General features: G+C 58.9%; 25 protein-coding genes and 3 pseudogenes. 11 read left to right on the plus strand and 17 right to left on the minus strand.

Translation table 11 applies throughout. From position 1 onward, the window contains the following. The first annotated feature begins 14 nt into the window (after nt 1-14). Both M1E10_RS01440 and M1E10_RS01445 read left to right on the plus strand, forming a co-directional pair. A complete protein-coding gene (locus M1E10_RS01440; RefSeq protein WP_499173432.1) occupies nt 15-623 on the plus strand; it encodes a zinc-binding dehydrogenase in 609 nt (202 codons plus the stop codon). Further along, nucleotides 620-1,351: a hypothetical protein gene (locus tag M1E10_RS01445; RefSeq protein ID WP_499173244.1), complete on the plus strand. Its 732-nt coding sequence runs from the start codon at nt 620-622 to the stop codon at nt 1,349-1,351. The genes M1E10_RS01440 and M1E10_RS01445 overlap by 4 nt, the downstream gene beginning before the upstream one ends. Before the next feature lie 152 nt (nt 1,352-1,503). On the opposite strand, the gene M1E10_RS01450 is transcribed toward M1E10_RS01445, so the two are convergent. After that, nucleotides 1,504-1,869 (minus strand): ATP-binding cassette domain-containing protein, encoded by a 366-nt coding sequence (locus tag M1E10_RS01450; protein ID WP_499173245.1) that lies wholly within the window; start codon nt 1,867-1,869, stop codon nt 1,504-1,506. Nucleotides 1,870-2,729: 860 nt separating this feature from the next. Further along, nucleotides 2,730-2,975, minus strand: coding sequence for a DUF982 domain-containing protein (locus tag M1E10_RS01455; RefSeq protein ID WP_499173246.1), 246 nt, complete (start codon nt 2,973-2,975; stop codon nt 2,730-2,732). 434 nt (nt 2,976-3,409) lie between these two features. On the opposite strand from M1E10_RS01455, the gene M1E10_RS01460 reads away from it, so the two are divergent. Further along, a complete protein-coding gene (locus M1E10_RS01460; RefSeq protein ID WP_499173247.1) occupies nt 3,410-3,571 on the plus strand; it encodes a hypothetical protein in 162 nt (53 codons plus the stop codon). A 30-nt stretch (nt 3,572-3,601) separates the two neighbouring features. Here M1E10_RS01460 and M1E10_RS01465 read toward each other — a convergent pair whose 3' ends face one another. Then, nucleotides 3,602-3,724 (minus strand): hypothetical protein, encoded by a 123-nt coding sequence (locus tag M1E10_RS01465; protein WP_499173248.1) that lies wholly within the window; start codon nt 3,722-3,724, stop codon nt 3,602-3,604. Between the two features lie 585 nt (nt 3,725-4,309). Next, the gene (locus M1E10_RS01470) at nt 4,310-4,858 is read right to left on the minus strand and encodes a polysaccharide biosynthesis/export family protein (RefSeq protein ID WP_499173433.1); all 549 of its coding nucleotides are present in this window, start codon (nt 4,856-4,858) and stop codon (nt 4,310-4,312) included. 381 nt (nt 4,859-5,239) lie between these two features. On the opposite strand from M1E10_RS01470, the gene M1E10_RS01475 reads away from it, so the two are divergent. Both M1E10_RS01475 and M1E10_RS01480 read left to right on the plus strand, forming a co-directional pair. Next, nucleotides 5,240-7,330, plus strand: coding sequence for a GumC family protein (locus tag M1E10_RS01475; RefSeq protein ID WP_499173249.1), 2,091 nt, complete (start codon nt 5,240-5,242; stop codon nt 7,328-7,330). After that, nucleotides 7,320-8,858 (plus strand): hypothetical protein, encoded by a 1,539-nt coding sequence (locus tag M1E10_RS01480; RefSeq protein ID WP_499173250.1) that lies wholly within the window; start codon nt 7,320-7,322, stop codon nt 8,856-8,858. The genes M1E10_RS01475 and M1E10_RS01480 overlap by 11 nt, the downstream gene beginning before the upstream one ends. Before the next feature lie 39 nt (nt 8,859-8,897). Here M1E10_RS01480 and M1E10_RS01485 read toward each other — a convergent pair whose 3' ends face one another. Continuing rightward, complete coding sequence (locus M1E10_RS01485) at nt 8,898-9,173, minus strand: hypothetical protein (protein ID WP_499173251.1); 276 nt, start codon at nt 9,171-9,173, stop codon at nt 8,898-8,900. 187 nt (nt 9,174-9,360) lie between these two features. Then, nucleotides 9,361-10,557 carry a glycoside hydrolase family 5 protein gene (locus tag M1E10_RS01490; RefSeq protein ID WP_499173252.1) on the minus strand — a complete coding sequence of 399 codons (1,197 nt, stop codon included), beginning with the start codon at nt 10,555-10,557 and terminating at the stop codon, nt 9,361-9,363. Between the two features lie 201 nt (nt 10,558-10,758). Here M1E10_RS01490 and M1E10_RS01495 point away from each other — a divergent pair, with 201 nt between their 5' ends. After that, nucleotides 10,759-11,772, plus strand: coding sequence for a glycosyltransferase family 4 protein (locus M1E10_RS01495; protein WP_499173253.1), 1,014 nt, complete (start codon nt 10,759-10,761; stop codon nt 11,770-11,772). Nucleotides 11,773-11,916: 144 nt separating this feature from the next. Here the strand turns inward: M1E10_RS01495 and M1E10_RS01500 are convergent, their stop codons facing one another. Together M1E10_RS01500 and M1E10_RS01505 are read right to left on the minus strand one after the other, a co-directional pair. Further along, nucleotides 11,917-12,129: a hypothetical protein gene (locus tag M1E10_RS01500; RefSeq protein WP_499173254.1), complete on the minus strand. Its 213-nt coding sequence runs from the start codon at nt 12,127-12,129 to the stop codon at nt 11,917-11,919. Nucleotides 12,130-13,091: 962 nt separating this feature from the next. Continuing rightward, a complete protein-coding gene (locus M1E10_RS01505; protein ID WP_499173255.1) occupies nt 13,092-14,147 on the minus strand; it encodes an IS110 family RNA-guided transposase in 1,056 nt (351 codons plus the stop codon). A gap of 165 nt (nt 14,148-14,312) precedes the next feature. Between M1E10_RS01505 and M1E10_RS01510 the strand changes: the two are divergent. Next, nucleotides 14,313-15,415 (plus strand): annotated as a pseudogene (locus M1E10_RS01510) (IS256 family transposase); the annotation flags it as partial. A 265-nt stretch (nt 15,416-15,680) separates the two neighbouring features. On the opposite strand, the gene M1E10_RS01515 reads toward M1E10_RS01510, so the two are convergent. Next, on the minus strand, nt 15,681-16,718 hold the full coding sequence (locus M1E10_RS01515) for an IS110 family RNA-guided transposase (RefSeq protein ID WP_499172832.1): 1,038 nt from the start codon (nt 16,716-16,718) through the stop codon (nt 15,681-15,683). 680 nt (nt 16,719-17,398) lie between these two features. Beyond that, nucleotides 17,399-17,592, minus strand: a pseudogene (locus tag M1E10_RS01520) (transposase); the annotation flags it as partial. Nucleotides 17,593-18,860: 1,268 nt separating this feature from the next. Here M1E10_RS01520 and M1E10_RS01525 point away from each other — a divergent pair. Then, nucleotides 18,861-19,004, plus strand: coding sequence for a hypothetical protein (locus M1E10_RS01525; protein WP_499173256.1), 144 nt, complete (start codon nt 18,861-18,863; stop codon nt 19,002-19,004). Between the two features lie 255 nt (nt 19,005-19,259). On the opposite strand, the gene M1E10_RS01530 is transcribed toward M1E10_RS01525, so the two are convergent. Both M1E10_RS01530 and M1E10_RS01535 read right to left on the minus strand, forming a co-directional pair. Beyond that, on the minus strand, nt 19,260-19,751 hold the full coding sequence (locus M1E10_RS01530) for a hypothetical protein (protein WP_499173257.1): 492 nt from the start codon (nt 19,749-19,751) through the stop codon (nt 19,260-19,262). 3 nt (nt 19,752-19,754) lie between these two features. Further along, complete coding sequence (locus M1E10_RS01535) at nt 19,755-19,955, minus strand: hypothetical protein (protein ID WP_499173434.1); 201 nt, start codon at nt 19,953-19,955, stop codon at nt 19,755-19,757. Between the two features lie 381 nt (nt 19,956-20,336). On the opposite strand from M1E10_RS01535, the gene M1E10_RS01540 reads away from it, so the two are divergent. Continuing rightward, the gene (locus M1E10_RS01540; RefSeq protein WP_499173435.1) at nt 20,337-20,612 is read left to right on the plus strand and encodes a hypothetical protein; all 276 of its coding nucleotides are present in this window, start codon (nt 20,337-20,339) and stop codon (nt 20,610-20,612) included. After that, the gene (locus tag M1E10_RS01545) at nt 20,593-20,772 is read left to right on the plus strand and encodes a hypothetical protein (RefSeq protein ID WP_499173436.1); all 180 of its coding nucleotides are present in this window, start codon (nt 20,593-20,595) and stop codon (nt 20,770-20,772) included. Before M1E10_RS01540 ends, M1E10_RS01545 begins: the two co-directional genes overlap by 20 nt. A gap of 55 nt (nt 20,773-20,827) precedes the next feature. On the opposite strand, the gene M1E10_RS01550 is transcribed toward M1E10_RS01545, so the two are convergent. The 5 genes from M1E10_RS01550 to M1E10_RS01570 form a co-directional block, all read right to left on the minus strand. After that, nucleotides 20,828-21,025 (minus strand): hypothetical protein, encoded by a 198-nt coding sequence (locus M1E10_RS01550; RefSeq protein ID WP_499173258.1) that lies wholly within the window; start codon nt 21,023-21,025, stop codon nt 20,828-20,830. Nucleotides 21,026-21,739: 714 nt separating this feature from the next. After that, on the minus strand, nt 21,740-22,099 hold the full coding sequence (locus tag M1E10_RS01555) for a hypothetical protein (protein ID WP_499173259.1): 360 nt from the start codon (nt 22,097-22,099) through the stop codon (nt 21,740-21,742). Between the two features lie 129 nt (nt 22,100-22,228). Continuing rightward, the gene (locus tag M1E10_RS01560; protein WP_499173260.1) at nt 22,229-23,092 is read right to left on the minus strand and encodes a GNAT family N-acetyltransferase; all 864 of its coding nucleotides are present in this window, start codon (nt 23,090-23,092) and stop codon (nt 22,229-22,231) included. 71 nt (nt 23,093-23,163) lie between these two features. Beyond that, nucleotides 23,164-23,475: a hypothetical protein gene (locus M1E10_RS01565; protein WP_499173261.1), complete on the minus strand. Its 312-nt coding sequence runs from the start codon at nt 23,473-23,475 to the stop codon at nt 23,164-23,166. Further along, entirely contained in the window at nt 23,472-24,011 is a 540-nt protein-coding gene (locus M1E10_RS01570; protein WP_499173262.1) for a GXWXG domain-containing protein, read from the minus strand. Before M1E10_RS01570 ends, M1E10_RS01565 begins: the two co-directional genes overlap by 4 nt. A 145-nt stretch (nt 24,012-24,156) precedes the next feature. Here M1E10_RS01570 and M1E10_RS01575 point away from each other — a divergent pair. Further along, nucleotides 24,157-24,293 (plus strand): annotated as a pseudogene (locus M1E10_RS01575) (DUF3606 domain-containing protein). Nucleotides 24,294-24,347 lie beyond the last annotated feature (54 nt).

A 24,347-nucleotide genomic window follows, 5' to 3' on the forward strand; every position in this document is an offset into this window, starting at 1 on the left:
CGGCAGGCCTGGACATGGAAATTGCGGCACTCACAGAGCCCATGACTGTGTGCGCCGAGGCTGTTGCCACGGCGCAAGTCAGCCGCGGCCAGACGGTGCTGGTAGTGGGACCTGGCTTCATTGGCCAGGGGATCGCCATCCTTGCTCGGGCGCAAGGCGCCGCAGTGGTTGTCGTCGGCAGGGATGACCCGACACGGCTCGCGGCTTTGGCAAGAATAGGGTTCCCGCACCTGATTGACACCAAACACACTGGACTGGAAGAGGCGCTTGGGCCCTTTCAGCCCTTCGACGCAATCATAGAGGCGGCGGGCGTCCCGTCGCTGGTCAACATCTGCCTGCCGTTTCTAAAAAAACGCGGGAACTTCACGATCGTCGGCATTCATCCCAAGACGGCGGAAATTGACCTCACGGCGCTGGTGCGGATGCATCAGCAGATCCGCGGCTCATATCGGGCTTCGCCCGAGACATGGGATGAGATCTTGGCGTTCCTCAACGGTAATCAGGAAATGATGCGAGGCCTGGTTTCCCATCGGTTCCCGCTCGCAGAGGCTCTTGACGGCTTCGCGCTTGCTCAGGAGCGTGTCGCCTCGAAGGTTATGTTACGGATCGCGGCGGGTTCATGACAACGGCATTTCTCGCACTATGGAACGACTATCCTCTGGCCCTCGCCGAGGAATATGAAGCTTGGCATACGTTTGAACACGTGCCGGAGAGACTAACGTCCCCAGGCATTCTCTCGGCGCGTCGTTACGCGTCGAAGGGCGATGAGGAAGTGGACAGCTACTTCACCCTCTACGAGCTCGACGATCTCGATGCGCTTCAGCACCCGGACTATCTTGATCTGGTGCGCAATCCCACACCTTGGTCGGCGAAGATGCGCGCCAATTTTTCCAATGTTTTGCGTATTCCGGGCGAGTGCATCGCCTCCGGCGGGAGAGGAGCTGGCGCCTATGCTTGCGTTCAGGCCTTCTCCGTAGGCCGCAGCCACGCCAGCGCGTCCTGTCTGCAAATGGGGCTGCTGCTTCAGGACCTGGTGTCTTGCGGACAAGCGCTCTCCTACAGGATCGGACTTGCTGAACCCAACCAACGATACGAGGTGTTCGAGCAGGAGCCGCAGACAGCGGATAGACTCATTGTCGTAGTCCTTGTTGAAAGCAGCAGCCCCGGTGGTCAGGCGCAACTTCAATCTACAATGACGGCGGCGGCTCAAGATGTGCTCCGACCGGCTGAAACTCTGCGCGAAGGGCAGTTCAGACTTCTCGTGAGCTTTACTGCCGGCGAGGCTCCCAGCAATCGATCCGAGATCCGTGCCGGCGAGATGCTAAGGTCGCAGTTCGCCAGCAATTGCTGAAGAGACCTGAAGGGAGCCCAAGCCGATTGCTGACCCTCGGAACAACTCAGGTAACGGCCGCTGACAGGCAATGCCTTGGTAACGACCTCTCGCGTCAAGTCGACCCGTCAGACACTACTGCTACAAGACTGCAGACGGCCTATGCCGTTTTGTCAGTTGATCCTTATGCCGGAAGTCGCGTCAAATAGGTGGACTGCGTCCATGTTCGGGCGGACATGGATCAGGTCACCGACCTTGATCGCCATGGACCGCGCGAACTCGACACGCGACATGCGTGGCTCGCCGATCTCGACATAGCCATAGGTCTGCCCTCCAAGACGTTCTGCGACCGCAAGTTTGCCGCTGAACCAGGCCTCTTCCCGTGAACAGATGATGTGATCCTCCGGGCGGATGCCGGAGGTGACAGGCCCTTGCGGTACCGCGCCTCCGGACAATCCAGCCAGTGGCGGGATTTTCTCGCCGAAGCGTGTCGCCGTGCCGTCTCCAGAGGAAACCACCTCTGCGGGCATGGTGTTCATCGTCGGACTGCCGATGAAGCGCGCGACGAAAAGACTTGCAGGGCAATGGTGGAGGTCGAGGGGGGAGCCTCAGCTAATTTAGGTTCCTGGGAACCATAGGGAAAGACGCATCTACATGCGAAGGCTTAGATCTCAAACCGTCATGATCTCTCCAGTGTCAGCCTACCGGCCGACAATCCGCTTGTATACCAAAGCCACTACCAACACGACTGGCGCGATGAGCGCGGCAATGACCAGGACGTCGGCGCGATCGGCCGCAACCTGCTCTTCGAGCTTGATCTCAGCCGGGTCCAGACGAGGCATTCCTCATGAGCGGCGCCCGCTGGGACGTCACGACAAGCGTCGCCGGCAGTCGCCTCAGCTCGATCCGGCGGATTTGGCATGTATTTCTCCAATGCCAGCAAGGACGACAGGGCTCACCCTATCAACAGACTACAGGATGCTGCCCCGGCGCTCCAGACCAGTATCCCCCCAACCAAGCCCTGAACAAAGCCTGCATCGGTTGGGCGAAGCTGGCAGAGCCTTTCCCTGAGCCTGCCTCGAACATGGGCCACCGCTTCCTTTACCTAGCCCGCGAAAGACCAATAACGGTCCGTAGGTTCGCTCCAGCGACGTAATTGGCGGAGAAATAAATAACGTCGAAGCGATCTCCCGCAAACTGATCGAGACGATTGCAGACGCCGCTGACGACCCCGAGTGTGCCGCATCGAACTGCCGCGAACGGATCCGTGCGCGCCAAAAGCTGCAAAACGTCCGGCGGACAGGGATCACCTGCCCAGCCTGACCGGTCCCTGTTCGGCAACGGTTGCGAGGTCGACACCCCAGCGTTCCACCTGGCGATCGGGTCGGAAATAGGAAAACTAATGCTTCAGGATACCCGCCGCCTCGGCGGCCTTGATGAACGCGGCTTCAGCGACAGACAAAGGCGCATTTCCCGCAATCGCCTGGAGACACGCTCGCTTCGCAGCCGATTGAGATCTGTCGCAGGACACCGGCCAGGAGTTCGCCAAACAGGCGAGAGCCTCTCTGGGACTACAAACACTTTTGAAGTGATCGCCGCCATCATATGTTATCTCGATCGGCCTGTCCCATATGTCTGTTTGCATGGTTTCGTGGTCCTCTCATTTCAGCAGAATCAACGGCTGCCGCGGAAAGGCGTTCCTGGCCGTGAGGGTAAATGACCGAAAAATGCGCGTACCCGGCATGCGGGAGAAAGCGGCTTTACGCACGTGATGCTTTCGATAACCCTAAGATGCGGCAACAGCGGCTAGAGCCTCTTTGAGACTGTACTGGCACAGTAACCGTAGCCAGCCGGTTATGCGTTGTCCTCCTGTGCTTTCAAGCTGAACCAATCAGTCGCGGTCAGGAGGCCAGGTTGAGGGGAGAGGGGATCGCAGGGGCTCGTCCGGGCAGAACAGGCTTGGGGGCAAGCCGTCGCCCCTGCGATGATTGGTAAACTCGCGAGCGCTCCATAGGTTCCCTGCACCCGTAAATTTGCCTTGCGCCGCGTCCGCTAGTCCAAAAGGCCAAGGGGTTGCCCATGACTGAAGCTGTACCGATTGTCCGCCGACCGAATCCCACCGAAAAGCGGGCGTTGACGGACGCGGCCGCGCAAATCATCATCGACCAGGAGGTCTCGGAGCGGGAGAAGAAGACCGAGCGCTTGCGACATTGCGACTGGCGCAGAGTGTCGCTTCCTTAGATAAGACAAAGCCTAATCGCACTTAGGCCATCAGCTGATCAAAGCCTTCAGCTGCTCTTCTTCTCGAACACCGAGCTGGTAAAGCTGAACCAGTTCGCTCGCGACCAGTTCGGATTCCACATGATTCGAGATTTCTGGTTCCGCGGACTTCATCGTAGACCTCCTGGAGGAGCTGGAGATCTTCGGGAGCGAGGGGTAAGGCGGTCTGTTCTGTCATGTCCCAATCTCGCATGTCTGAAATGAATCAGGCATGAACGGAGACGCGACGCGCAGGACGTCTCGGCGCTAACTCCTGGCGGTGCGCAACCCAAGACCACATCATCACGTGCAGTAACCTTGCCTGCGCCTCGAGCGGTTGCTGAGGATGTTTCTTCGGTCGGGATCCATCACCTTACCCTCAGCTCGACGCGCTGCCGCCTGAGGCAAAAAACAGAGACTTCCGATGCAGAGCGCATATCCAGGCGCGGGAACGAAATCGCGACCCTTGCGTTAACGCGCCTGGAATGCTGACCAGATCCCACTTTACTGAGGCCGGACATTTGCGACGTTTGTTCCACGATGTAGCCGTTCACTTTGGCCCAGCGTGCGTCGTGCTCAGCTTCAGCATGATCGCCATGCGTTATGCCTTGGGCCTCTGAAACAATGGCATCTGTCCGCCAACTGGCGCTGTCGCATAACAGCGCCAGCGTGACGCCGCCCCCTTAGCACCTTCCAACGATCTCAACCTCAACCAGTCCATCAGAAGAAACGTTCGCGAACGTATATGGTATCGCCAGCTAGCACCGAGACCGACGATGGGGTGCGGCCGGTGATGACCCGATCGTTGATCTTGCGGGTCACGTCGACGTCACGCTGGTTGCCCCTTGGCGTGTAGCCGCCGGCGATGGCCACTGCATTCTGCGCTGTCATGCCTGGGACGTAGGCATATTGCCCCGGACGTGCAACCTCACCCATGACGAAGACTGGTCGGTAGCGGTCGATCTCGATCGTCACATCGGGATCGCGCACATAGCCTTGCTTCAGCTGAGCGGCAATCGTTCCTTCCAGTTGCGGCAGCGTCTGTCCGCGCGCCGCCACCTGTCCAATCAGAGGGACCGCGATATAACCCGCCTGGTCCACCGAATAGCTATTGGAAAGGCCTGCCTGCTCGAACACCGTCACCCGCACGCGATCACCACTGTCGAGGCGATAGGGTTGCAGGGCGGCTTGTCCAAGCGTTTGGGGCGCGGGCTGGTAGCTGGAACAGGCGCAAACGCCGCTTGCCAGAAGCGCGATTGCTAGTACCATCATGGGCGGTTGACGGGCGACGACCATGGTAGCGGGCTCCGGCGTGCATCTTGAGGCGCCAGTATCGAACCAACATGGTTAATCAATCCATAAGAGATGTCTTGGTCGTGTGCGGTAGAACGCACCAGGTGGCGGACGTCGTTGCCGGACGCGTCACAGCGGCGCGGCGAGGCCGTCGGCATTCCCCGCCGTCGGTCGGAGAAGGCATGATGGTAACGGTTGGTAAAGGATAATCGCAGACTATCCCTCAGAGCGTCGCCACCAGGCTTCGTCTCAAACCTATGGCCACCGACTTGCACTGGTCCTCGTGGTTGCTTTGGAGCCTGATCGGAAAAAACGGTAATGTCTGGACGTTCTACAGGCCCTGACAGAGGGACTATCTTGCCTCCGGAAGAGCAACCGCTTTTGCCGCTTGGACTGATCATTGCGGCGCTTTGGGAACGCAAGGTCCTGATTGCGGCATGCGTGGCGGCTGCTTTGACCCTGACATCATTGTACCTCCTGATGGAGGAGAAGACCTATAAGGCCACCGCAGTGCTTCTGGTGGAACCGCGCACGCCCAATGTGACCGAGGCGACCGAGGTGCTGCCCGGGTACGGATCAGACAGTGCCGCAATCGCAAGCCAGGTCGAGGTACTGGGCTCCAGCACTCTGCTTGACCGGGTGATTGAAGCCGAACAGGTGGCGCAAGACCCGGAATTCACCAGGACAGGAATGATGGGCCGGCTTTCCGGCTCTGCACCATCGAAGAATGAGATCTTCGAAACGTTCCGCGACAAGCTGGATGTCGTGCGGCAGGGATCAACCTATGTCATCAATGTCTCGTTCTCCTCCACCGATCCAGACAAGGCGGCACGGATCGCCAACGCCGTTGCCGATGCCTATCTTAGTGGCGAGCGGACACAAAGCTCGGCGCTGAACAATCAGGTCAACGAGCAGTTGGGCGGCCGCATTGACGTCCTGCGCCAGAGCGTTGCCAAGGCCGAAGCGGCAGTTGCAGACTATCGGGCCAGCAAGGCAATCGTTGAGACAGGGGCCGGCGGCACCTTGCTGCAAGCGCGTATAGAGCAGGTCAATACGCAGCTGGTCGCCGCGCTCGGCTTTTCCGCTGCAGTCCAGAACGCACTGAAGCTGGCGGAGGAAAACGCCGCTCTCCGTCTCGATCTGGCGGTTGGTTCGGTTGACACGGAAGCTGCCGGGCGCCTGCGCGCGGACCTTGACCAACTGGAGGCGCAAAGATCGCGCCTCTCGACCAGCCTTGGCGCAATGCACCCGCAAATGAGAGCAATTGAGACGGAACTGGCGCGCGTACAGACATCCCTGCGCGCCGAGGTTCAGCGGGATATCATCCAGAAGCGCTCGGAAGCGCAGCGCGCGCAACAGAATGCCGATAACCTCACCCAGGAGTTGTCCCGGCTGAGACGTGAGCTCGATAGCGCCAACCAGCAACAGGTTGAGTTGAACCAGCTTCAGCGTCAGGCCGCGGCAGCGCGTGGGGTCTTGGAGCAGTTCGAGCGCCGGGCTGAAGAGATCGACCAGCTGGATGGCCTGCAGCAACCCAACGCACGGGTCATTACTCCCGCCTCGGCGCCGACGGGTGCCTCCTGGCCAAAACCCAAGCTTCTTCTTCCAGTGATGGGGGCGTTCGGGGCCTTTGTGGGAATCGCGCTGGCCCTCCTGGTCAGTTCCGGAAGCTTTGCATTTCCCATAACCGATCGCGCCGCCGGTGGCAGCGGCCGGGACTCTCGCAGGCACCGGACATGGCCTGTCTGGGGCGCGCGCGCTAAGGCTGCTTCCGCAGCCCTTGACCTTGGCACGCTTGTACTGAACGACAAGTCGCAGCCGGGCGCGCGGCATCTCCAATTTTCTCGCATGCTGCTTCGGATCGTCGGGGCTCTCGAGCCTCGGCCTTCTCCTCACGTCTTGGCTGTCGCAGCGCCCGAGGACGACTTCCTGGGCCTTGAGGTGACCGAGGCCCTGGCGCAGGAGCTCAGTGCTGCCGGCACACAGGTCCTCGTCATCAATGTTGCTGATGAGGCCAGTAGAGAGGACTACAGAATACTCGGTCTTGACGTATGGCCCTCCCAGAACCTGAGCCGCAACCGCGCTCGCTTCGCACAGATGATCGAGCGTCGAGAGCCGGTCTGGATCTCGCTTGCGACAGCAGGGGGAGACGCCGTCCGAGACGACATTGCCCAGCTTCACTCGGATATCGGGAGCGAACCGGACTTTGTGATCATCCGGTCTCTCGGGCCTCAGGTCGCGGAAGCGCTTGGCGAGCTCCTGAGTTTTCAACTCACGGTCCTGGATCATGAGAGCCAGGCTGCAGCTGAGATCCCCCACCCGCAGGGTCATACCCCTTACGGGATCATGCGTGTCGTGCGTGCGCTCGAGCGCCGCTCTGAGACGCCTTACCAAGGTGAAGTGGCGCAGCTGGGTCGCCGGCAGGCACCCTATCGCTATGCCAACTAAGGCGCTGGCTCCTCGCCCGCGGGCCGCCAGCCCCACCGCTTTGCCCGAGCTCAAGATCGATCTCAGCCTCGTTCACCTCGTCGTCCTCGCAGTCACCCTGGTAATCGGCGTCGCGTCATTTGCAGTATCGATGCCGATCGGCTTGCTGGTCACGGCTGTGGTCTCACTGGGTCTTGTGGCCGTGGCACCGGCTCTGGCACCGATGCTGGTCCTCGCCGGCTTCCTGTTTCAAAACCTGCTGACGGCCGCCTTTACCCCTCTCGTGCAAAGCGCCCGCGCGCTCGATGTGCTACGCGGCACCAATTTCGTCATCCTCATGGCCGCCTTTGGAATGCTGATGGCTGTCGCCTTCCTGGCACCCGGCCGCCTGCCACGGCCAACGCGGACCTGGCTCAACGCCATCCTGCTTCTGACTGCAATGATCACATTCTATTTCTTCCTGGGGCTGGTCACAGGCTCGGCAAAGGATGCGCTTGTCTATCTTCGAAACACCATCACGCCGGTCCTGACGTTCGCGGTTGGACTGCTTGCAGCGTCACTCTACCGGGTAGCATTCGAGCGGCTTCTGTTGCTGATGGGTGCACTGGCCTTGCTGTTTGGCTACTGCGAACTGGTCTTTCAGCTTGATTTCCTCGCCCTCTTCAACGGCGACGATTTTTACGCCGCGCGGATTTCCGAAGCATTGCAGACCAACGGCGAATTAGGGACGAGCCTGACCAAGCCTGGAGAGCTTTATCCAGGACTGCAGGGCCTGCTCACCGTGCCCCTGTTCAACCTGACCTTTCTCAACGATTTCGTTCCGCAGCTCTTCCGCCTGAGTGGCCCCAATTTCCACCCCATCAGCTACGCCTACGTCATTGCCGTTCTCGCCTGCTGGCGGCTGTTTTCCGGCCGATGGGGGTTTCTGGTGGCGGCGTTACCGATCCTGATCGCAGTCGGCTCGAAGGGCGCCATCATGGTCGTCATGGCGTCAATCGTCATGCGGGTTTGCCTGACACTGTTTGGGGCGCGCGTGGCCGTCTCCACCACGGCACTGATGTTGATCGGCTACACCACGCTTGCGATCGTCGTCGGCTATGCCAACCGCGACTATCACGTCATCGGTTTCGTTTCCGGCATTCGCTTCTTCTTCGACAATCCAATTGGCCGAGGACTGGGACTGGGCGGCAATCTCTCCGGAACGGCCATGGCAATGATCGACTGGCCAAGAGCGCAGGCCCAGGGCTATACCGATGTTCCCGTCGAGAGCACGCTGAGCGTCATGCTATACCAGATGGGCCTCGCCACAGGCGCCTACTACGGATGGCTGTTCTTGATCATCCGATGCTGTCTGCGCCTGCGAGGCGACGGTTTGCCTGCGCTTCGCTTCTTCCCGGCGGCTGTGATTGCAGCGATTGCCGCCAACTCGGTGCTCCAAGAGGAAGCTGTCTACTCCCCCCTTGCTCTGGGGTTTGCCCTGTTGATCGTCGGCATGTTCATGGGCACCCATTTCAGGCGGTCCGGCCGGTTGGAAACCAGCTGCCTGTGATGTCGAGGGACCTAAATGCTGTTATGACACCATGTCCTATTAGCCTGGACGGAGGGGAACGACGTTGCTGCCTCGCATGAAGGCAAGAGCGCCTTCCATTTCGAGAGCGCCGATCGCCGCCTCGTGCGCCTCCGCATCCGTTACGAACTGCTGATCCCAGACATGGCTTGTGCCCTCCTGATCGACCACTTCCAAGATCCAGGTCTTGTCCCCGTCGAGGCGGTAGATGTCGATTGAAAACAAATAGCCGTCGACGACGATCTTCTGGCTGATTGTGGACGTCACCAGACTGGGCTCATCATCGTCTGCGATCATGGGACATGGCTCTCGATTCTGGAGATGCCACGAGTATGACCTGCCGCGTCGGCTCGTCAACCGAAAAGCCCTGAGGTGACGGGATTTCCACGACAGCAATTCAGCTCCACCTGCGGCCGCTGATAGCCGCGGGCGTGCCCGGGTGACCCCGACGCGTGCAAGGCACCTCCGAAGGACAGATCTCTGGTCAGTCCAGAAGCGCCGACAGCATTCTGGGATCAAAGCTGCGAGGATCGTGCCGGTCCTCCAGGAAGCCAAACCCACCATCAAGCTCCCAGTAGGTCCAGGCGATGCCCGCTGCTTCGGCAGCCTCACGAACGGCTCTGATCCACCGCGCCCGATCGTCCGGTTGCGTCGCAGATCCATAGGCGCCAAACTCATTGAGCACGATCGGGCGGTTGTGTCGCTTTCCCCATTGGCTTGCCTCGGAAAACGACTGCTGCAGGCGTGCAACGGTCCAGGGGACCTGGAAGTCACGCTCCAGCAGATCGATAGCCTCTGCGTTGCCGTCGCGCTGCAGCTGCGATCCCAATACGGTCAGCGACCGGTCGTCGGCCTGGCCAGGGAACGGGACGTTTTTCAATGGCCCGGTCGATGCGCCGGCCCAGTCGGCACCCTGATGGGTAAAACTCATCGGTTCATAGTAGTGTACGGCAATGATAATATTGGGATCTTCAGGGGGGAGGGCATCGTCCAGTTGCCACATGGCCTGATAGAGGGCCGGGCCCCACAGCAATGTATGTTGGGCACTTCGACGCCGCACCTGCGTCGCCAGGGCGGCACCAAAATTATGCCAGTGCGCTGCGTCCATGGGGGGCTCGTTCAGGAGTTCAAAGAAGGTCGTCGCCTCCGGGAGGCTCACCGCCTCTTCCAACAGCAACTCCCAAGCGTGCTCCACGTAGATACGGGCCAAAGCAGGGTCGGCATCAAACAGCGACAGCATCTCTGCCCCGCAATGCATGTCGAGCGTCACGGAATATCCCTGTTGCTGCAAGACGTGTGCTGCAGCCATCACCTGGCCGACGATGCGATCACCCGTCGGCGCCACAAGATCGAAGGGGTCAACTGGCAGCCGGGCGGCAGAAAATCCGACGTCACGCAGTCTCTTCAAGACATCGGGCGCGGGTGCGCGATCATCCCCCTGACCGATCCAGCCGGGAATGTTGAAGCCTCGATCCAGGCTTGGGAGGCGGCTCCAAGCCGGTGAAGGATTGTTGGCATGATCTGCAGATTGCAGCGCCGCAGCAGGGCGCTGACTTGCGACGACCAGGCCGCAGCCTCCACCCAATGCGCACAAGAACTCCCGGCGTAACATCGCATCCTCATCAAAGGCCAATTCTCTAGGCAGCACTGTCGCATGCCCGGCTGTTCTGCGCTGCGCCAAGGACGGGTTAGGGTTAACGTCATCGAGAATGGAGCAGCACTATCGCACACCAGGTGCCTCGCGTATGGTGCGCGCAAAGCGACAGAAACTGGCAAGGCCCCTGTTTTGAAGATTGTCCAGGTTCATACCCAGGCTGCAGCGGGAGGCACGCAACGTGTTTCCGATATGGTCGCTACGGGCCTTACCGCCCGCGGCCATGAAATGCGCACCGTGTTCATGTATCGCTATTCCGATGCTTACGATGGCGTTGAGAATGCCGATATCCTCTCCCTCGAGAAGGCCGATGGTCTCCTCGACAAGGCAAAAGGCGCCAAGGCTCTGATGCACTATCTGCGCCGTACCAGGCCGCAGGCAGTGATCACCTATGATTTTTGGGGCAACCTGATCGGAACGGCCGGCGCCAGGATGGCCGGCATTCCGCTGGTCATCGCCAACCAGGGCCTGGCGCCGACCCAGTCTGGCACGCTGGCAGTCGCGTCATTTCTTGACAAGCTGTGTGGCAGCCTCGGGGGCTATTCCTACAACATTGTCAACTCGACGTGGACCAACGCCCAATACGCCAACCATCCAGCCGCCTATCGGCGCCGGCTCAAGCTCATTGAACACGGATGCTGGCGGCCAGACAGGTTCCTCGACAAAGTTGCGGCGCGCGATCGCTTTCATCTGCCGCAAGACGCCAAGCTGGTGATCTCGGTTGGCAGACTGTCTGACGTGAAGAACCAGTTGGTGCTGGTTTCAGCACTTTCCCGCCTGCCTGATGTTCATCTTGCACTTGCTGGAAACGGACCAGGGCGTGAGGATATCGTAGGGATGGCGCAGGCCAAGGGACTGAGTGATCGTCTCCACCTGATCGGTGAGGTTGCACGCAGCGAAGTCTATGATTTCCTGGTGGCGGGCGATGTTTTTGCCTTTCCTTCCCGCAGCGAAACCTTCGGGCTGGCCGCCGTCGAGGCGGCCATTGCGGGCCTGCCCGTTGTTGCCAGTGATCTTCCCGTATTGCGCGACGTGCTGATCGACGAGCACGGGCAGCCGGCGGCCCTGTTTGCCAAAGCAGATGACGATGAGGCATTTTCCCTAGCAATAGACAAACTTCTCTCGCAGCCGGAGCTGGCCGATCGCCTCAGAAGCAGCGGACGTTCACTGGCCCGCAAATACGATCCTGACCAGATGGCGGGACACTACGCTGCTTTGCTGGAAGGCGCCGGCACGGTCTAGCGCCAGTGTGTTGATCTCCACTGAGGGCTGACCCGGCGTAGCCTGATGTTCTAACGAGATTTGGCTTTGACGCACCTTTGCTGGCGTCAGAGCTGCGAGGAACCGATCAATCCGGCCTGCAGCAGATCGAGTTTGGCTCGTTGTTCAGCGAGGGGCTTTACAGGAGAAATAGCCAAATTCGGGCATGAATGAACCCGCAGCCAGAACGATGACAAGTGCCGTCGTGAACAGCAGATCAGTGTATTGTGATCTTCTGACCGGGGGCCCCTCGGGCGCGTAGCGTGGACGATCCGCTTTGGACGAGCGCCATTCGCGCTCAATCTTCTCGAAGACACTCTGATGTATCGTTTCAGCCATCATGTTGCTCCGCTCCAGAGAGACCGGGTAAAGCACGACAGCCTGCATTGCTCAACGAGATCGTAAAATGATGCTTAAGCCGTATGGTAAACGCGCACATACCCAAATCTCCCTTGATGCCGCCCCGGTGGCGCGTCTTCGACGAAATCAACATGGTTGGTGGACATCGAGGAAGACATTCGTGACGGAAACACAATCCTGTACCCCAAGAAGATGGGCCGCGAACCCCTTGATGGGATTGTGCGGGTGCACAATGCCGCCGAGGGCTCGTGAATGCGCCAGCCTGGTATCTTTCAAAAGACGGTAACTTCGTCTTGCTACCAGTTGTTCCGGCGGCACTACTCCTGCCGCACCGTCAACCCGCGAAAGCGCCTCTTCTTCGGACCAGGAGAAAGATCGTCCTGCGAACCGACGCAGGAGATGCAGTTTTGGTTTGGCGGTTTGCCGAGCACCGCCCCGACACTCAAGAAGGCATCGAATGCACGCTCTTCCGTAACGGGAGGCGCTTGGTGAAAAGACCAAGCAGCTTTTCCCGTCAACCAAAGGATCTACGATCATGACAAATCAAGAAGGAATACTCATGACTACGCTGCAGAAAGAAGCTGCAACGCTTCTGGACGATGAGAATGCGATGCTCGCGCACGCGAGATCAGTAACTGCTCGCCAATAACCTGGGCTTTGAGTTTCTTGTTTGCCAGTGGGTCGGATCGTGTCCCGCAGCGTTCTCTAATCGCGGTTGTCAAGCTGGTCGCAGTGGGCATCGCAGGTCAGGCTCATGGTTCTCTTCGAGGTCGGCACTTTGACCGCCTCATCATGGCGTTGGATAGGCTCAGTCGACCAATGTGGTGTTCGCGGTTATCTGGACGAACCAGCACTCGCATTCGTGGGATCGGTCTCGACTGCGCCATCGTCCTGACCGGACGATCTCGCTGGTCTCAGCTAACCAGAATATTCGGTGTAGCTCATGCGACCTCGCTCGGGTCGTGCGATGACCAACGGAACGGCTCGCCGGAGACCCACATGGCATGAAGGATGACGGCGAGTTTTCGAGCCACGGCAACTTTAGCTTTGCGATAGCCGCCGCGCCGCGCGATGCGCAATCCCCAACTCTTCAAAGCGGAGAACTGCGGGATCCTTGTCAGGAGCGCGTTGGCAGCCTCAAATAGACTGCGTCGAAGAAAGTCGTCACCCCGCTTTGAGACCCGGCCGGATCTCATAGTCTCACCAGAGGCGTAGATGCGAGGTGTCAGCCCAAGATAGGCTCCGGCGCTGGATGATCGTTTGAATCGTGTCGGGTCATCAATGGTTGCGGCGAAGCCGAGCGCAGTGATTACACCGACACCAGGGACCGACATCAGCCGTCTGACGACGATGTTCTGCCGCGCTAGCGAGCGAACCTTCGCCTCGAGATGACGGATCTGCTCAAGGATGTTGGCACGTGCCCGCATCAGTGCTTCCACGACAGCCTGGATTGTCGGCGACGCATGGAGCTCGCCGTCGATGATTTCCTCGGCTCGCTTGGCGAACCCACCAACCCGTTTACCAAACAGGATACCAAAGGTGCGAAGGACACCTCTGATCTGGTTCTCCAGGTCACAGCGGGTTCGTACAAGTTGGCTACGAGTGGCAAGGAGCGCCCGAGCTTCGTGGCTTGCCGTTGACTTGACATGAACGCTCTTGCACCAACCCGTACGAACGATCTGCGCCAGGCCGATGGCGTCGTTGCGGTCCGTCTTGGCAGGCATCATCTTTAAGGCCGCATTGGCATGGCGAGCATCCATGCAGACGATGGGAACGCCGCGTTCCTTCAATCCATTCCATAGCCAGACCGACAGGGGACCGGTCTCAAGTCCTGCACGAGTTACTGCATACGGCTCCAGCGCCTCAGCAATGGCGTCCGGGCACGATGCTACCTTTCGTTCGGCAACAACAGTGCCCTCGTCATCAACGATGCAGACTGAGGTCGTTTGCTGGCTGACATCCAGTCCGGCATAATACTTTATGGCGGTTCTCCTCATAGCTTCGGCACACTGGCCACAGTTGACAAGGGACAGTGTGGAGAGCCGCCGCCTGGAAGGCTAGGCCCTGAGCGATTACGCTATGTGGTGTAGCAGGGTAGCGGTGGTCACCAGTGTTTTCCGATAGGGTCGGGTTGTTGAAGCTCAACCTGAAGGACACCACCGATGACCGACGACATGATGAACCTGCGCTCACTCGTTGAGAAGAGCGCCGACGCCGATTTGCTGCGTGATATGATCGGCTTTGCTGCCGAGAAGCTGATGGCGCTGGAGGTCGGCACGAAGACCGGCGCGGGCTATGGCGAGAAGAATGGCTTTCGACTGGCCCAGCGTAACGGCTATCGCGACCGGGACTGGGAGACGCGGGCTGCCACCGTTGAGCTGCGCATTCCGAAGCTTCGCACCGGCAGCTATTTCCCGAGCTTCCTCGAGCCGCGCCGCATGGCGGAGAAGGCCCTGACGGCCGTTATCCAGGAAGCCTATATTCAGGGTGTTTCGACCCGCTCCGTCGATGACCTGGTCAAGGCCATGGGCATGAGCGGCATCTCCAAGAGCCAGGTGTCCCGGCTTTGCGAGGAGATCGACGACAAGGTTAAGGCCTTCCTCGACAGGCCTATAGAGGGTGAATGGCCCTACCTGTGGATCGATGCCACCTACCTGAAGGTTCGCCGAGGCGGGCGCATCGTCTCGGTCGCCGTCATCATCGCCGTCGGCGTCAATACCGACGGACGCCGGGAGGTGTTGGGCATGGAGATCGGCACATCCGAGGCCGAGCCGATCTGGACGGAATTCCTGCGCAAACTGACAAGAAGAGGCCTGCGCGGCGTCAAGCTGGCTGTTTCCGATGCGCATGAGGGCATCAAGGCAGCAGTGTCGAGGTGCTCTCCGCCACCTGGCAGAGGTGCCGTGTTCACTTCATGCGCAATGCCTTGGCCCATGCTGGAAAGAGCGGACGCCGCGTTGTCTCTGCCTTTATTGCCACGGCTTTTGCTCAGGACACACCGGAGGCGGCAAGCAGTCAATGGCGCATTGTCGCCGACCAGATCAGGCCGAAGGTGCCCAAACTCGCCACGCTCATGGACAACGCCGAGCAAGACGTGCTCGCCTACATGACCTTTCCCAAGCAGCACTGGACCAAGCTGCATTCGACCAACCCCATCGAACGTCTCAACGGCGAGATCAAGCGAAGGACTGAGGTCGTCGGCATCTTTCCCAACGATGACGCCATCGTCAGGCTGGTAGGCGCACTGCTGATGGAGCAAAACGATGTGTATGGACCGCTCCCGGTTTGCAAGGAGTAATTTGAACGTCACGGCAGACACGGTGCTTGCGGTCGTGTATCCGGCCTGTCTGTGCGAGCCGCTAGGCCGCTGGCCTTGATGGTATTCGCGGATCGGCGGCCAGACAAATGGACGAGCTCATATGGCTCGCATCGTTTCATGGGCCTTTGCCGAACCCGGATCATACCGGTTTGCCATCACATTCGCTTACCCTCGCAAGCCAGCACTGATCATAGGAACAGTGCTGGAGCTGTTATGCTGCAGACGGTGCCGCAGCAATTGGTTTGCGGTACTTCTCTTCACGCGTCAGCATTGCCCACAAGGCGCGTGCCGTTTTGTGCGCGACGGCGACAGCGGTGACGTTGGTCGGCCTGCGTGCCGCGAGCGCAAGCAACCATGGACGAGGCGTCACGTTTTTTCGGAACAGCGTTCCGACAATCGCTCTCGCGCCATGGATAAGAAGCGCCCGCAGATATCTGTCCCCTCCCTTGCTGATCCTGCCAATACGCTCCTTCTTGCCGCTGGCATGCATCCTGGGAGTCAGCCCGAGCCAGGCCGCAAAGTGTCGTGCTGATTGGAACTGACGGCCGTCTCCCACAGCTGCGACGATAGCGCTTGCAGTGATCGGGCCCACGCCTGGTGCGGTCGCCAGCCGAAGGCTATCTTCGTTGTTCCTATGCCACTCGACAATCTGTCGTTCGACAGCAGCGATCTGTTCTTCGAGTACATCGATATGATCAAATAGGGTATTGATCGCTTGGCAGGCGATTGCTGGTATTTGGTCTGACGTCATTGCGTTCATGCGCTGCCGCAACTCTGATATGCGGTAGCGGCCTTTTGATGCGATCAGCCCAAACTCACCAACCAGTCCCCGCGCCGCGTTTATCGATGCTGTTCGTTGCCGAACCAGCAATGAACGAGACCGGTGCAGAACAAGCACCGCCTGCTGATCTCGGGTCTTGATTGGAACAAAACGCATGCTTGGCCGACCCGCCGCTTCACATATCGCCTCTGCGTCTGCCGCGTCGGTCTTATTCCGTTTGACATAGGGTTTGACGTATTGCGGCGGAATGAGCCGAACGTCATGTCCAAGAATAACCAGCTCGCGAGCCCAGTGATGGGCGCTGGAGCATGCTTCCATCGCGATCAGGCAAGGAGGCAGCTTGGCAAAATACGCGACCAATTCACTTCGTCCAAGGCGACGGCGCAGAACGGTTTGACCGGCCTCGTCAACGCCGTGCGCTTGAAAGACTGTTTTTGCAAGGTCGAGACCAACGGTAACAACAGGCATGGAAACGCTCCTTCTGGCTAAAAGACACCGCTATATTCGCTGAGGGAAAGGGAGCGGTCCATACCATCAAGTGGGCCGTCCAACGATCCCGTTACATGACACTTGAGACCATCGCCACGATGAGCGATGATCCTCTCATCAGCCTGCCAGCCGCAAGCTGATCCGATCCCGGCTCTGTCCGGAAGGCACGGCGATTGCCGAAGCTACACCATCTCCTGGGACACGATCGTGGGTCGCCCCTACACGACCTCTGAATGACCCTGACTATGTCCGTTGGGTCGAGACGCTCGGGCCGCTGCCGATCCACGTGCTTGACAGCGAGACACTGTTCCCGCCAATCCCGGTAGATTAGCCCTCATGACTCAATCTCCTACGGCACCATCCTTATGATGACGCCGTCTAGAAGGTAGACACCGTTGAAGCGGTTTCCAGTGAAATGAACGCTGCTCGTTCCTTCTACGGGCATAAACTGGCTCAGTCCCTTCATAGTGGGATTGTCGGGGGGCAAACTCTGTGGTGCCTACGTCAAGTCCATGCAAGACGGCAGGGTTTCGCGAGATGGCATCCGCGACAATCCGACAAATTCCCGTTTGTCCGTTACGTCCGCCGCCGGAGTGATCCATTAATCTCCATACATCCGTGTCTAGGTGATGAACCCAAAGAACCGCGCGTGGTTTTACCCGTGTCTCATCAAGCAGGGAGGACTTCATCTGGCTGATCATCGACGCGTCCATACCGCCATATTTGGATCGCCATTTGTAAAAGGACGCCGTGCTCATTCCATGCTCCCGGCAAAGCTCGGGGACAGGGACGCCACCTTCCGCCTGGCGAAGGATGGCAAGGATTAGGGTTCGCTGAACCCGCTCGTCTTCATCAAAATCTCCTCGATCATAAAGCCCGAGAAAATTCTACTTTTGAAGCCCGTTGATTGGCGGGAGATTACCAACCCAAGCTTGATCGCATACCCGGCACATTAGTATGAGTTGGACCACAACTTGTGCTGCAGGAGCAAAATCGCGCCATCAACCTTCACGGATGCCATAGCATGAAGATTTGTGCGTTTCATCGGTCCTTCAGAAGGCCAATGAACCACAAGAACCAATCAGAGTCGACGACAGCGCTAACTGCACGCGCCTAGCCTCGGCCTCACCCGAACGTGAGCAAGCGTTACGCCAGCTTCAGCCCTGGGTGTGGCATTGTCCTGCACGAGAATCGAAGTGCTAGATTGGAATTGTAATGACGACGAGAATGCGTGCGTTGATATCGGGCTTGATCTTCTCAGCTGGGATATGGGCGCTGGCTATTGGTGCTATAGTGAGGTCTTTCCAGAGATGATCCGCATGATCACGGCCGGTCCAAGGCTATATCCATGGACGAAGGGCAACGGCACTTGAGCAAAAAAAGCCCGCCGAGGGGTGGCGGGCTAAGTCTATAACACATCGCCCTGATCAAACCGGCGAAGTAGGCGATAGTTCCCGGCCCAAAACATATTGGCCGACTGCCAGCCTAGCGGGGTTTCTTCAAAAACGTGTTGCGGATGATTGCATACGCACACACCGCCAGTAATGCGACTGCAGCGGCTAACGCCACCGAATAAAACATGGGATTTAGACACGTTGGCTCGACTCCTACATCGCCGCCGACTACGTAACAGACGGCTCCAGGTAGTGCGAGCTTCTGAAGCTGGAGCAAGTAGATCGCCATGACCAATCCGGCCACCGCCCCGATGTAAGGGACGACGGTTCTAAAGGTACGGTGACCTGAACCGTCAGATGTTCCAAAGCTATTGCTTGGCGAGGGGCAAACAGTCTTCAGCTTGCTCATTGCGTGAAGAAAAGTCAGAGCAAATGCGATTGCAGCCGCTATCGCCAGATAACTTCCATGCCGTTTAACATCGCAGAATCCCATTCAGAGGTTGCTGCCCCGGCAAGTTGAAGATATCGATATCGCACCATTTAGCGGATTGAAAAGCGTCAAGCAGGCGCGGGATCGTCAATTTCGTCTGAGGCTCTATACACCCTCGCTAAGATGACCCACACGCCCTAACCTCGTGTAACCCGAATGTGACCCGTCTTTTACGGCAATTCACGCCACGATGTGGCAGTGTCGCAGGCGAATCGAGAGACTTGTTTAGGAGCTGTCATGACCATTAGGGTGCGCGCGATGATTTCGGCGATCATCTTTTCTGTAGCGATCTGGTCGTTGATAGTCGCTGGTGCAATGACGGCGCTCACCGAACAGCCGCACGAGCAAGCGCATTACGACGATGACTTGGATGAAGGCTGACGCCCCACGCGCCCTAACCTCTGAGATTCCGCTTTGCACCAGATGCAGCCATGAGGCTATAAGTGCACAGCAGATCCCATTTAGAAGGTCAAGGTTATGTCCTACCAGTGTAGTAAATGCAGCTCGGACATGGAAGAGGGTTTTTACTTGAGCAAGGGGAGGGGCCCGTTTTGTCGGCAGAGACTTGGGTTTCAGGTAAGCCCGTAAAAAGCTGGCTTGCTGGATTGAACCTCAAAGGCAAGGTACTTCATGAAGTCACGACGTTTCGTTGTATTGCGTGCGGTTACCTCGATTCTTACGCATTGAACAAGCAATGAGTCCGGCGGACGGGGCACCGCCAATGGGTCCGTCCGCGCCGGCAGCCTCGTTGATGACCCGCCGCTTTACCACCACCAACTTCCGCATTAGCGCCCTGACAATGTCACGGACAGCTTCATCACGAGCTGCGTCCCATTCGGCCTTGTCAGTCCAACGCCGGGCGTCCTCGTCGTCGATATCAAACAATGCCGTGAAGACGGTCAAGTAGATATCGACTCGGCCTGCGGGTTCGAAGTTGCCGAAGTCCCAGCGGAAGGAGAAAGGAGGAAGCGCTTCGTCCACGATGCGCCGGGCGATGGTGTGGGAAAGCTGCGTCTCTCGCTTCCTCGTTTGGCCGGTGCCAGCGAAGCCGTTGATGGTCGGGCGGTCAAGGCAAGAAATCCGATGCCTGATCGCGGCCTTCAGCTCCTTGGCAATGTCCTCGGACATGGATCAGGATCTTTCGAAGGAAGGCTGCCACCCGCGCGCGAAGCCTCGGCTGGACGTCACCTCGGTCAGCGCCAGTTGCAGCCTCAGGTGTCTGATGTCGTCCAGTAGGGTCGCGATTGTCTGTTGCGCGTCTCCATCGTGCCAGGCGAGGGCGGCTTCGACTTCGTCAACTGCTTCCTCTTGGGCGGCTCCCTCATTCGGCAATGCTGACACGGGCTCTCCTTCGCGCCGGAGCGCGTTCTGCTGCTTCAGATTCTTGATGGAGCGCCGCCGCCCTGCGGCTCCGATGTTCTATCTATGTTCTCATTGCGGCGGGAGTCAATGCGATTTCTTATCAAGCATTTCCTGCTGCAATGGGCAGACGATAAAGCGTTCCCGGAAGACCACGAAGCCGCTGCTGATCAACGAGGAGTTGCCACTGCAGAGCGGCAAGGTCCGGCGTCGTGATCCAAAGCAGCCGGAGCTCCCGTTTGATCCCATGCGGATAGGATCGAGCCGTGTCTGGCAAAGCTCACACGCAAGCCGCCCCACGGCGACGAGCGGTCCTACGAACTGAAGTGGGACGGGTATCGCCTGGCGGTTCACATTGAGCAGGGCAGGGTGCGGATCATCACCCACGGCGGTCACGACTGGACCTATCGTTTCCCTGGCATCGAGGCCGCGGCGCGGGACTACATGCCGAACACTATGATCCTGGGCGGCGAGGCGGTGGTCCTGGACGAGCAAGGGCAGTCTGACTTCGGGCGGATGCAAAACTCGCCTTGGTGGTCGCGGTGGCAAACTACCGGCTGGCAATGCCATCCTCTATGCTTTCGACCTGCTGTACCTCGATGGGCACGATCTGACGAGGATGGGCTATGATGCGCGGCGAAAAGTCATCGAGGAGGTCGTGCCATCGGGGCAGGAGGGGCCACTCTGCTATCGGAGGAGTTCGTTGTGGATCCCGATGTGCAGCTGGCCCATGCCTGCACCCACGAGCTGGAAGGCATCAGCTAGCGGGCAGGCCTCTTCATTCTCTTGAGGAACGTCAAAAGCTCAGTATCGGCTCGCCCGCGATGAGCGAAGCGAAGGTTTCCCTACACCAATCGCGCAACCAGTTGCTGCTCTTCGCGCAGCCCGTTCTCATAGAGTCCGACGATCGTAGCGGCCATGTCTTCCGCGTCTCGTCCCGCCTTCCTCAGGTCTTTCCGTCCGCATGCGTCGTCGAAGACCCGCTGAAGCATCTGAAGCTCGGCGGGAGAGATGTGATTGGGTCGACTTTCGGCGCTCTTCATGGCGCTTATGCTAGCGCTATGTTTCTGCTAAGTGTGACGGACCTCAGTCTGATAGCGGTAGGAATAGGTCGGAACGTGTGTCTTCTGGCATCCAACCGTAGGAGCGCTTTGCGGAGCGCAAGAGGTAGCTAAATTGATGATGACGCTGGGTGAGCAAGCCAGCGCTTCTATGGCAGGTTCCAGAGCAAACGCAGAGGTGCTGCGCCGATTGCTCCCGCTCCAAACATGAAAAAGCCCGTCAGGGGAAACGGGCTTCTTCCAATGAACTGGACTGGAGATCCTGCTCTAAAAACTCTGGACGGCTGCAGAGGTTCCGCCATGACCGCTTTGGAATTCTCGCCAATCAATCAAAACCGTCCCACAGTATCCCACAGTTCGTCACGACAAACCAAATGATCTTGTTCGACCCGATCCCGTCTCGGTAGCTCACGCGGATAATATTGCGGGAGTTGCCACGGATCTTGTCGAAGAACGAGCTTTGGAAACCTTCTCCCCCAGTCTGGCCTGAACTGCAGCAATCAGCATTGGCTCGTTTGAACTCATGGAGACTGCTGTAGGAGACAAGCGTGCTGGGTTCGCCCGTAATTCTAACAAGCGTATCGAAAGGCCGGGAGGCAAAGACCAGCGTAGTTCGATGCCGAGCAACTGCCGACCAACGCTACAAGCGCAATAACAATGCTCTTAGCGGTCATTGTCGGCCTCGATGATTGCACGTCATTTGAGGGAGCTCGGGGCGGATGGGGAAGATTGTGCTACATGTTCGTCGCAGATCTTTATCTGGGTTTCAGTGTCCGGCACGATATGTAGCGTCCGGATCATGTCGGCCGCGGCCAGCAGCGAAGTCTTTACCTGCGCGTCAGTAGCTTCCCCGATCATGATCAGAACCTCAGTCTGCTGAATGTCCAAGACCTCGTCGGCGGCCGTGTTGCTACTCGGGATGCAGGCGGCCTCGCGCATGTCTCGGATGGCCATTGCGGATCGTTCAAGCAGCCGCCGCTTCTCACGACCCGTGAGCTTGTCTAGCTCATTCGCCGCTCTTACCAGTTCGGCGATGAAGTCAGTCGTCCCGCTCAACGACTTTCTCCGAGATGCCTGCCGTCGCGTTCATTCGTTGAAGATATTGCCGGGCACGCTTCTCGATGACCCCGTAGAAACGGCAGGCGGCCTACAGCTATAGCCTGCTTCGGAGCGCCCCAGCCGCTCTCAGATGGTCATGCTTGAGAGCATGACCGCCCGCTCGCCGACGGGAAGGTCTCCACGCAGCATGTAGCCGTTGTCTCTCAAGGTGCTTGCGTCAGGGGTCCAGGAGAGGCGGTCGGGAGTGAACAGGACAGTTACTTCTCCGCCCTCGAAACCCAAAGCTGAAGCGACCTCTTGAAGCGACGGAATGGAGGACGCCACAATATCGAGTAGCGTGAGTGGAGACCTGGGGTCGGTTTGAACCGCCACGACTGCGTCCAACTGCGGCAGATGGACGAGGTTGACCTTGGGTGTTGAAACAGTCTTTAGCATGAACAGTGCCGGGTGGTCGGTCGCTGAGGCTATCAGGGAGACTGGCTCTCTCCGCCGGAAGAGAGCCATCAGCAACGCGACGTCAGCATCATCCGCTAGGGAAAGCACGCGGCTTCTTGTCTGTTGAGATGGTTGCGGCGGCAGATACCCGTGAAACGAGTACTCCTTGAAGTGCCGAAACCCAAAAGGTTGGTAGAGACCGGGCGTGCCGGTCGTCAGAAGGACATGATCGACCCGGGCATCAGCGTATGCAATAGCTTTCGTCATCAGGTCACGGAACAACCCCTTTCCCCGCCATCCAGGCCGCACAGCGACCGACTGCACCCCGAACGACTTAACTTTTTCGCGCAGCAGCCACAGTTGCCGCTCGTAAAGGCTCACATTGGCGACCAACTCATCGCCGCACCACCAGCCGAAGGAGACGACGCTTGGATCATGCCCCAGCCGGTCAAGGGGCGAGACATCCACTTGAAAGATGTCCATGATCAGCCGCCCAAGCTCCCGCTGAACCACAGTGGAAGGGGCAAACATCGACCGAAACTCTAGCTCCTGCATTCTGATGCCCCTCATGCCCGTCGCGGAATGTCCTGCCAGTTCTCGGAATTATGCTGATCCCGCCGGGAGTCTCAATGGCACCTGAATGGGTGTCCATAGGGCGTGTTCTTCACGAGATGGCGGTTGAAGTCCGGGGCACCGTCTGTCCACCGGACCGGGCCAGGTTCCCCCAAGGCAACCTTCGCGACATCTACAGCTTTCCGCGCTTCACCCAGCTTCTCCAGATCGCCCGTGGCTTCCTTCACTGCCCGGCGGGCGCCCATTAGCTCAGACACGAGGCGCTTCTGCCCGTCTTCCGGGAGGTGCGGGTTCGACTTCCTCCACAGACGGCCTCTGACGATGATGTAGCGGCCGTCCGGAGTTTCGAGGACAGGTTCCTTCATGCTCCGGCTCCGGCCTCGGCCCTCGTCAGCCGGAAGTAGTAGCGGCGCGGGTCGTGCTCAAGGACCATCATTCCGGCGAGCTCGTGCTCGTGTATGCGACGGAAGTAATCGGTGATGGGCTGCCGGTCGTAGACCATTGCCGCAGTCATCACGCCGTCGTTCGCCAGCGCCCGCAAAGTAGCCGTCGCTCCTTGGGCGCGCACGCGCGGCCTGATGTGCGAGAAAAGATTGCGTGCTCGGGTGGACCGGCCGAACGCAGCGAACCTGTTTGCGAACCTGATCGGGAAGAACTTGGGATCAACCGGAACCAGGCGGCCGGGTTCTCCCTCGAGCAGAAGGGCGTCCGCGCGCAGATCGGGATGAAACCGCTTCCCGAACCAGTGCAGGTTCTCCAGCACCCCGTCGAGCGGATGTCCTGAGGGATGTCCGATACCCTTCCACAGTCCTATCATGTCTTCCGGCCGCACTGGATCAAGTGAACGAAACCATCGGGCGACCTCGGTCTGCAACGTCGCCTGCAGCAAAGTTTGCTTCACGGGCGGCTCTCCATTTCCAATCACTGGGTCCTCGCCAGAGACAGATTGTCCAGCAAGCGGGCGTTCTGATGGAATGACGGCGTCCTTCTTAAGTTCCCTATGCTGTCGCAGGTTTGGCGGGGCGCGCGCGCAGGACAGAGCAAGGATTGCAGGCGGGCAGGAGCACGAAGTCCCTATGAAGCAAAGAAAGAAGGCGTCTCGAAGGAAGCCGTGAAGAAGTCGGTTAAAAAGGTCGGAAACAGCCGCGACAAGGTCGAGGCTGACCTAGAGGCCACAAAGTGATCAGGGGCGTCGTTTCGGCTCAGGATCGTGGGGCGGACATCGAGAACCGCTCCG

This window comes from Rhizobium sp. PK7-22 (assembly GCF_056530405.1).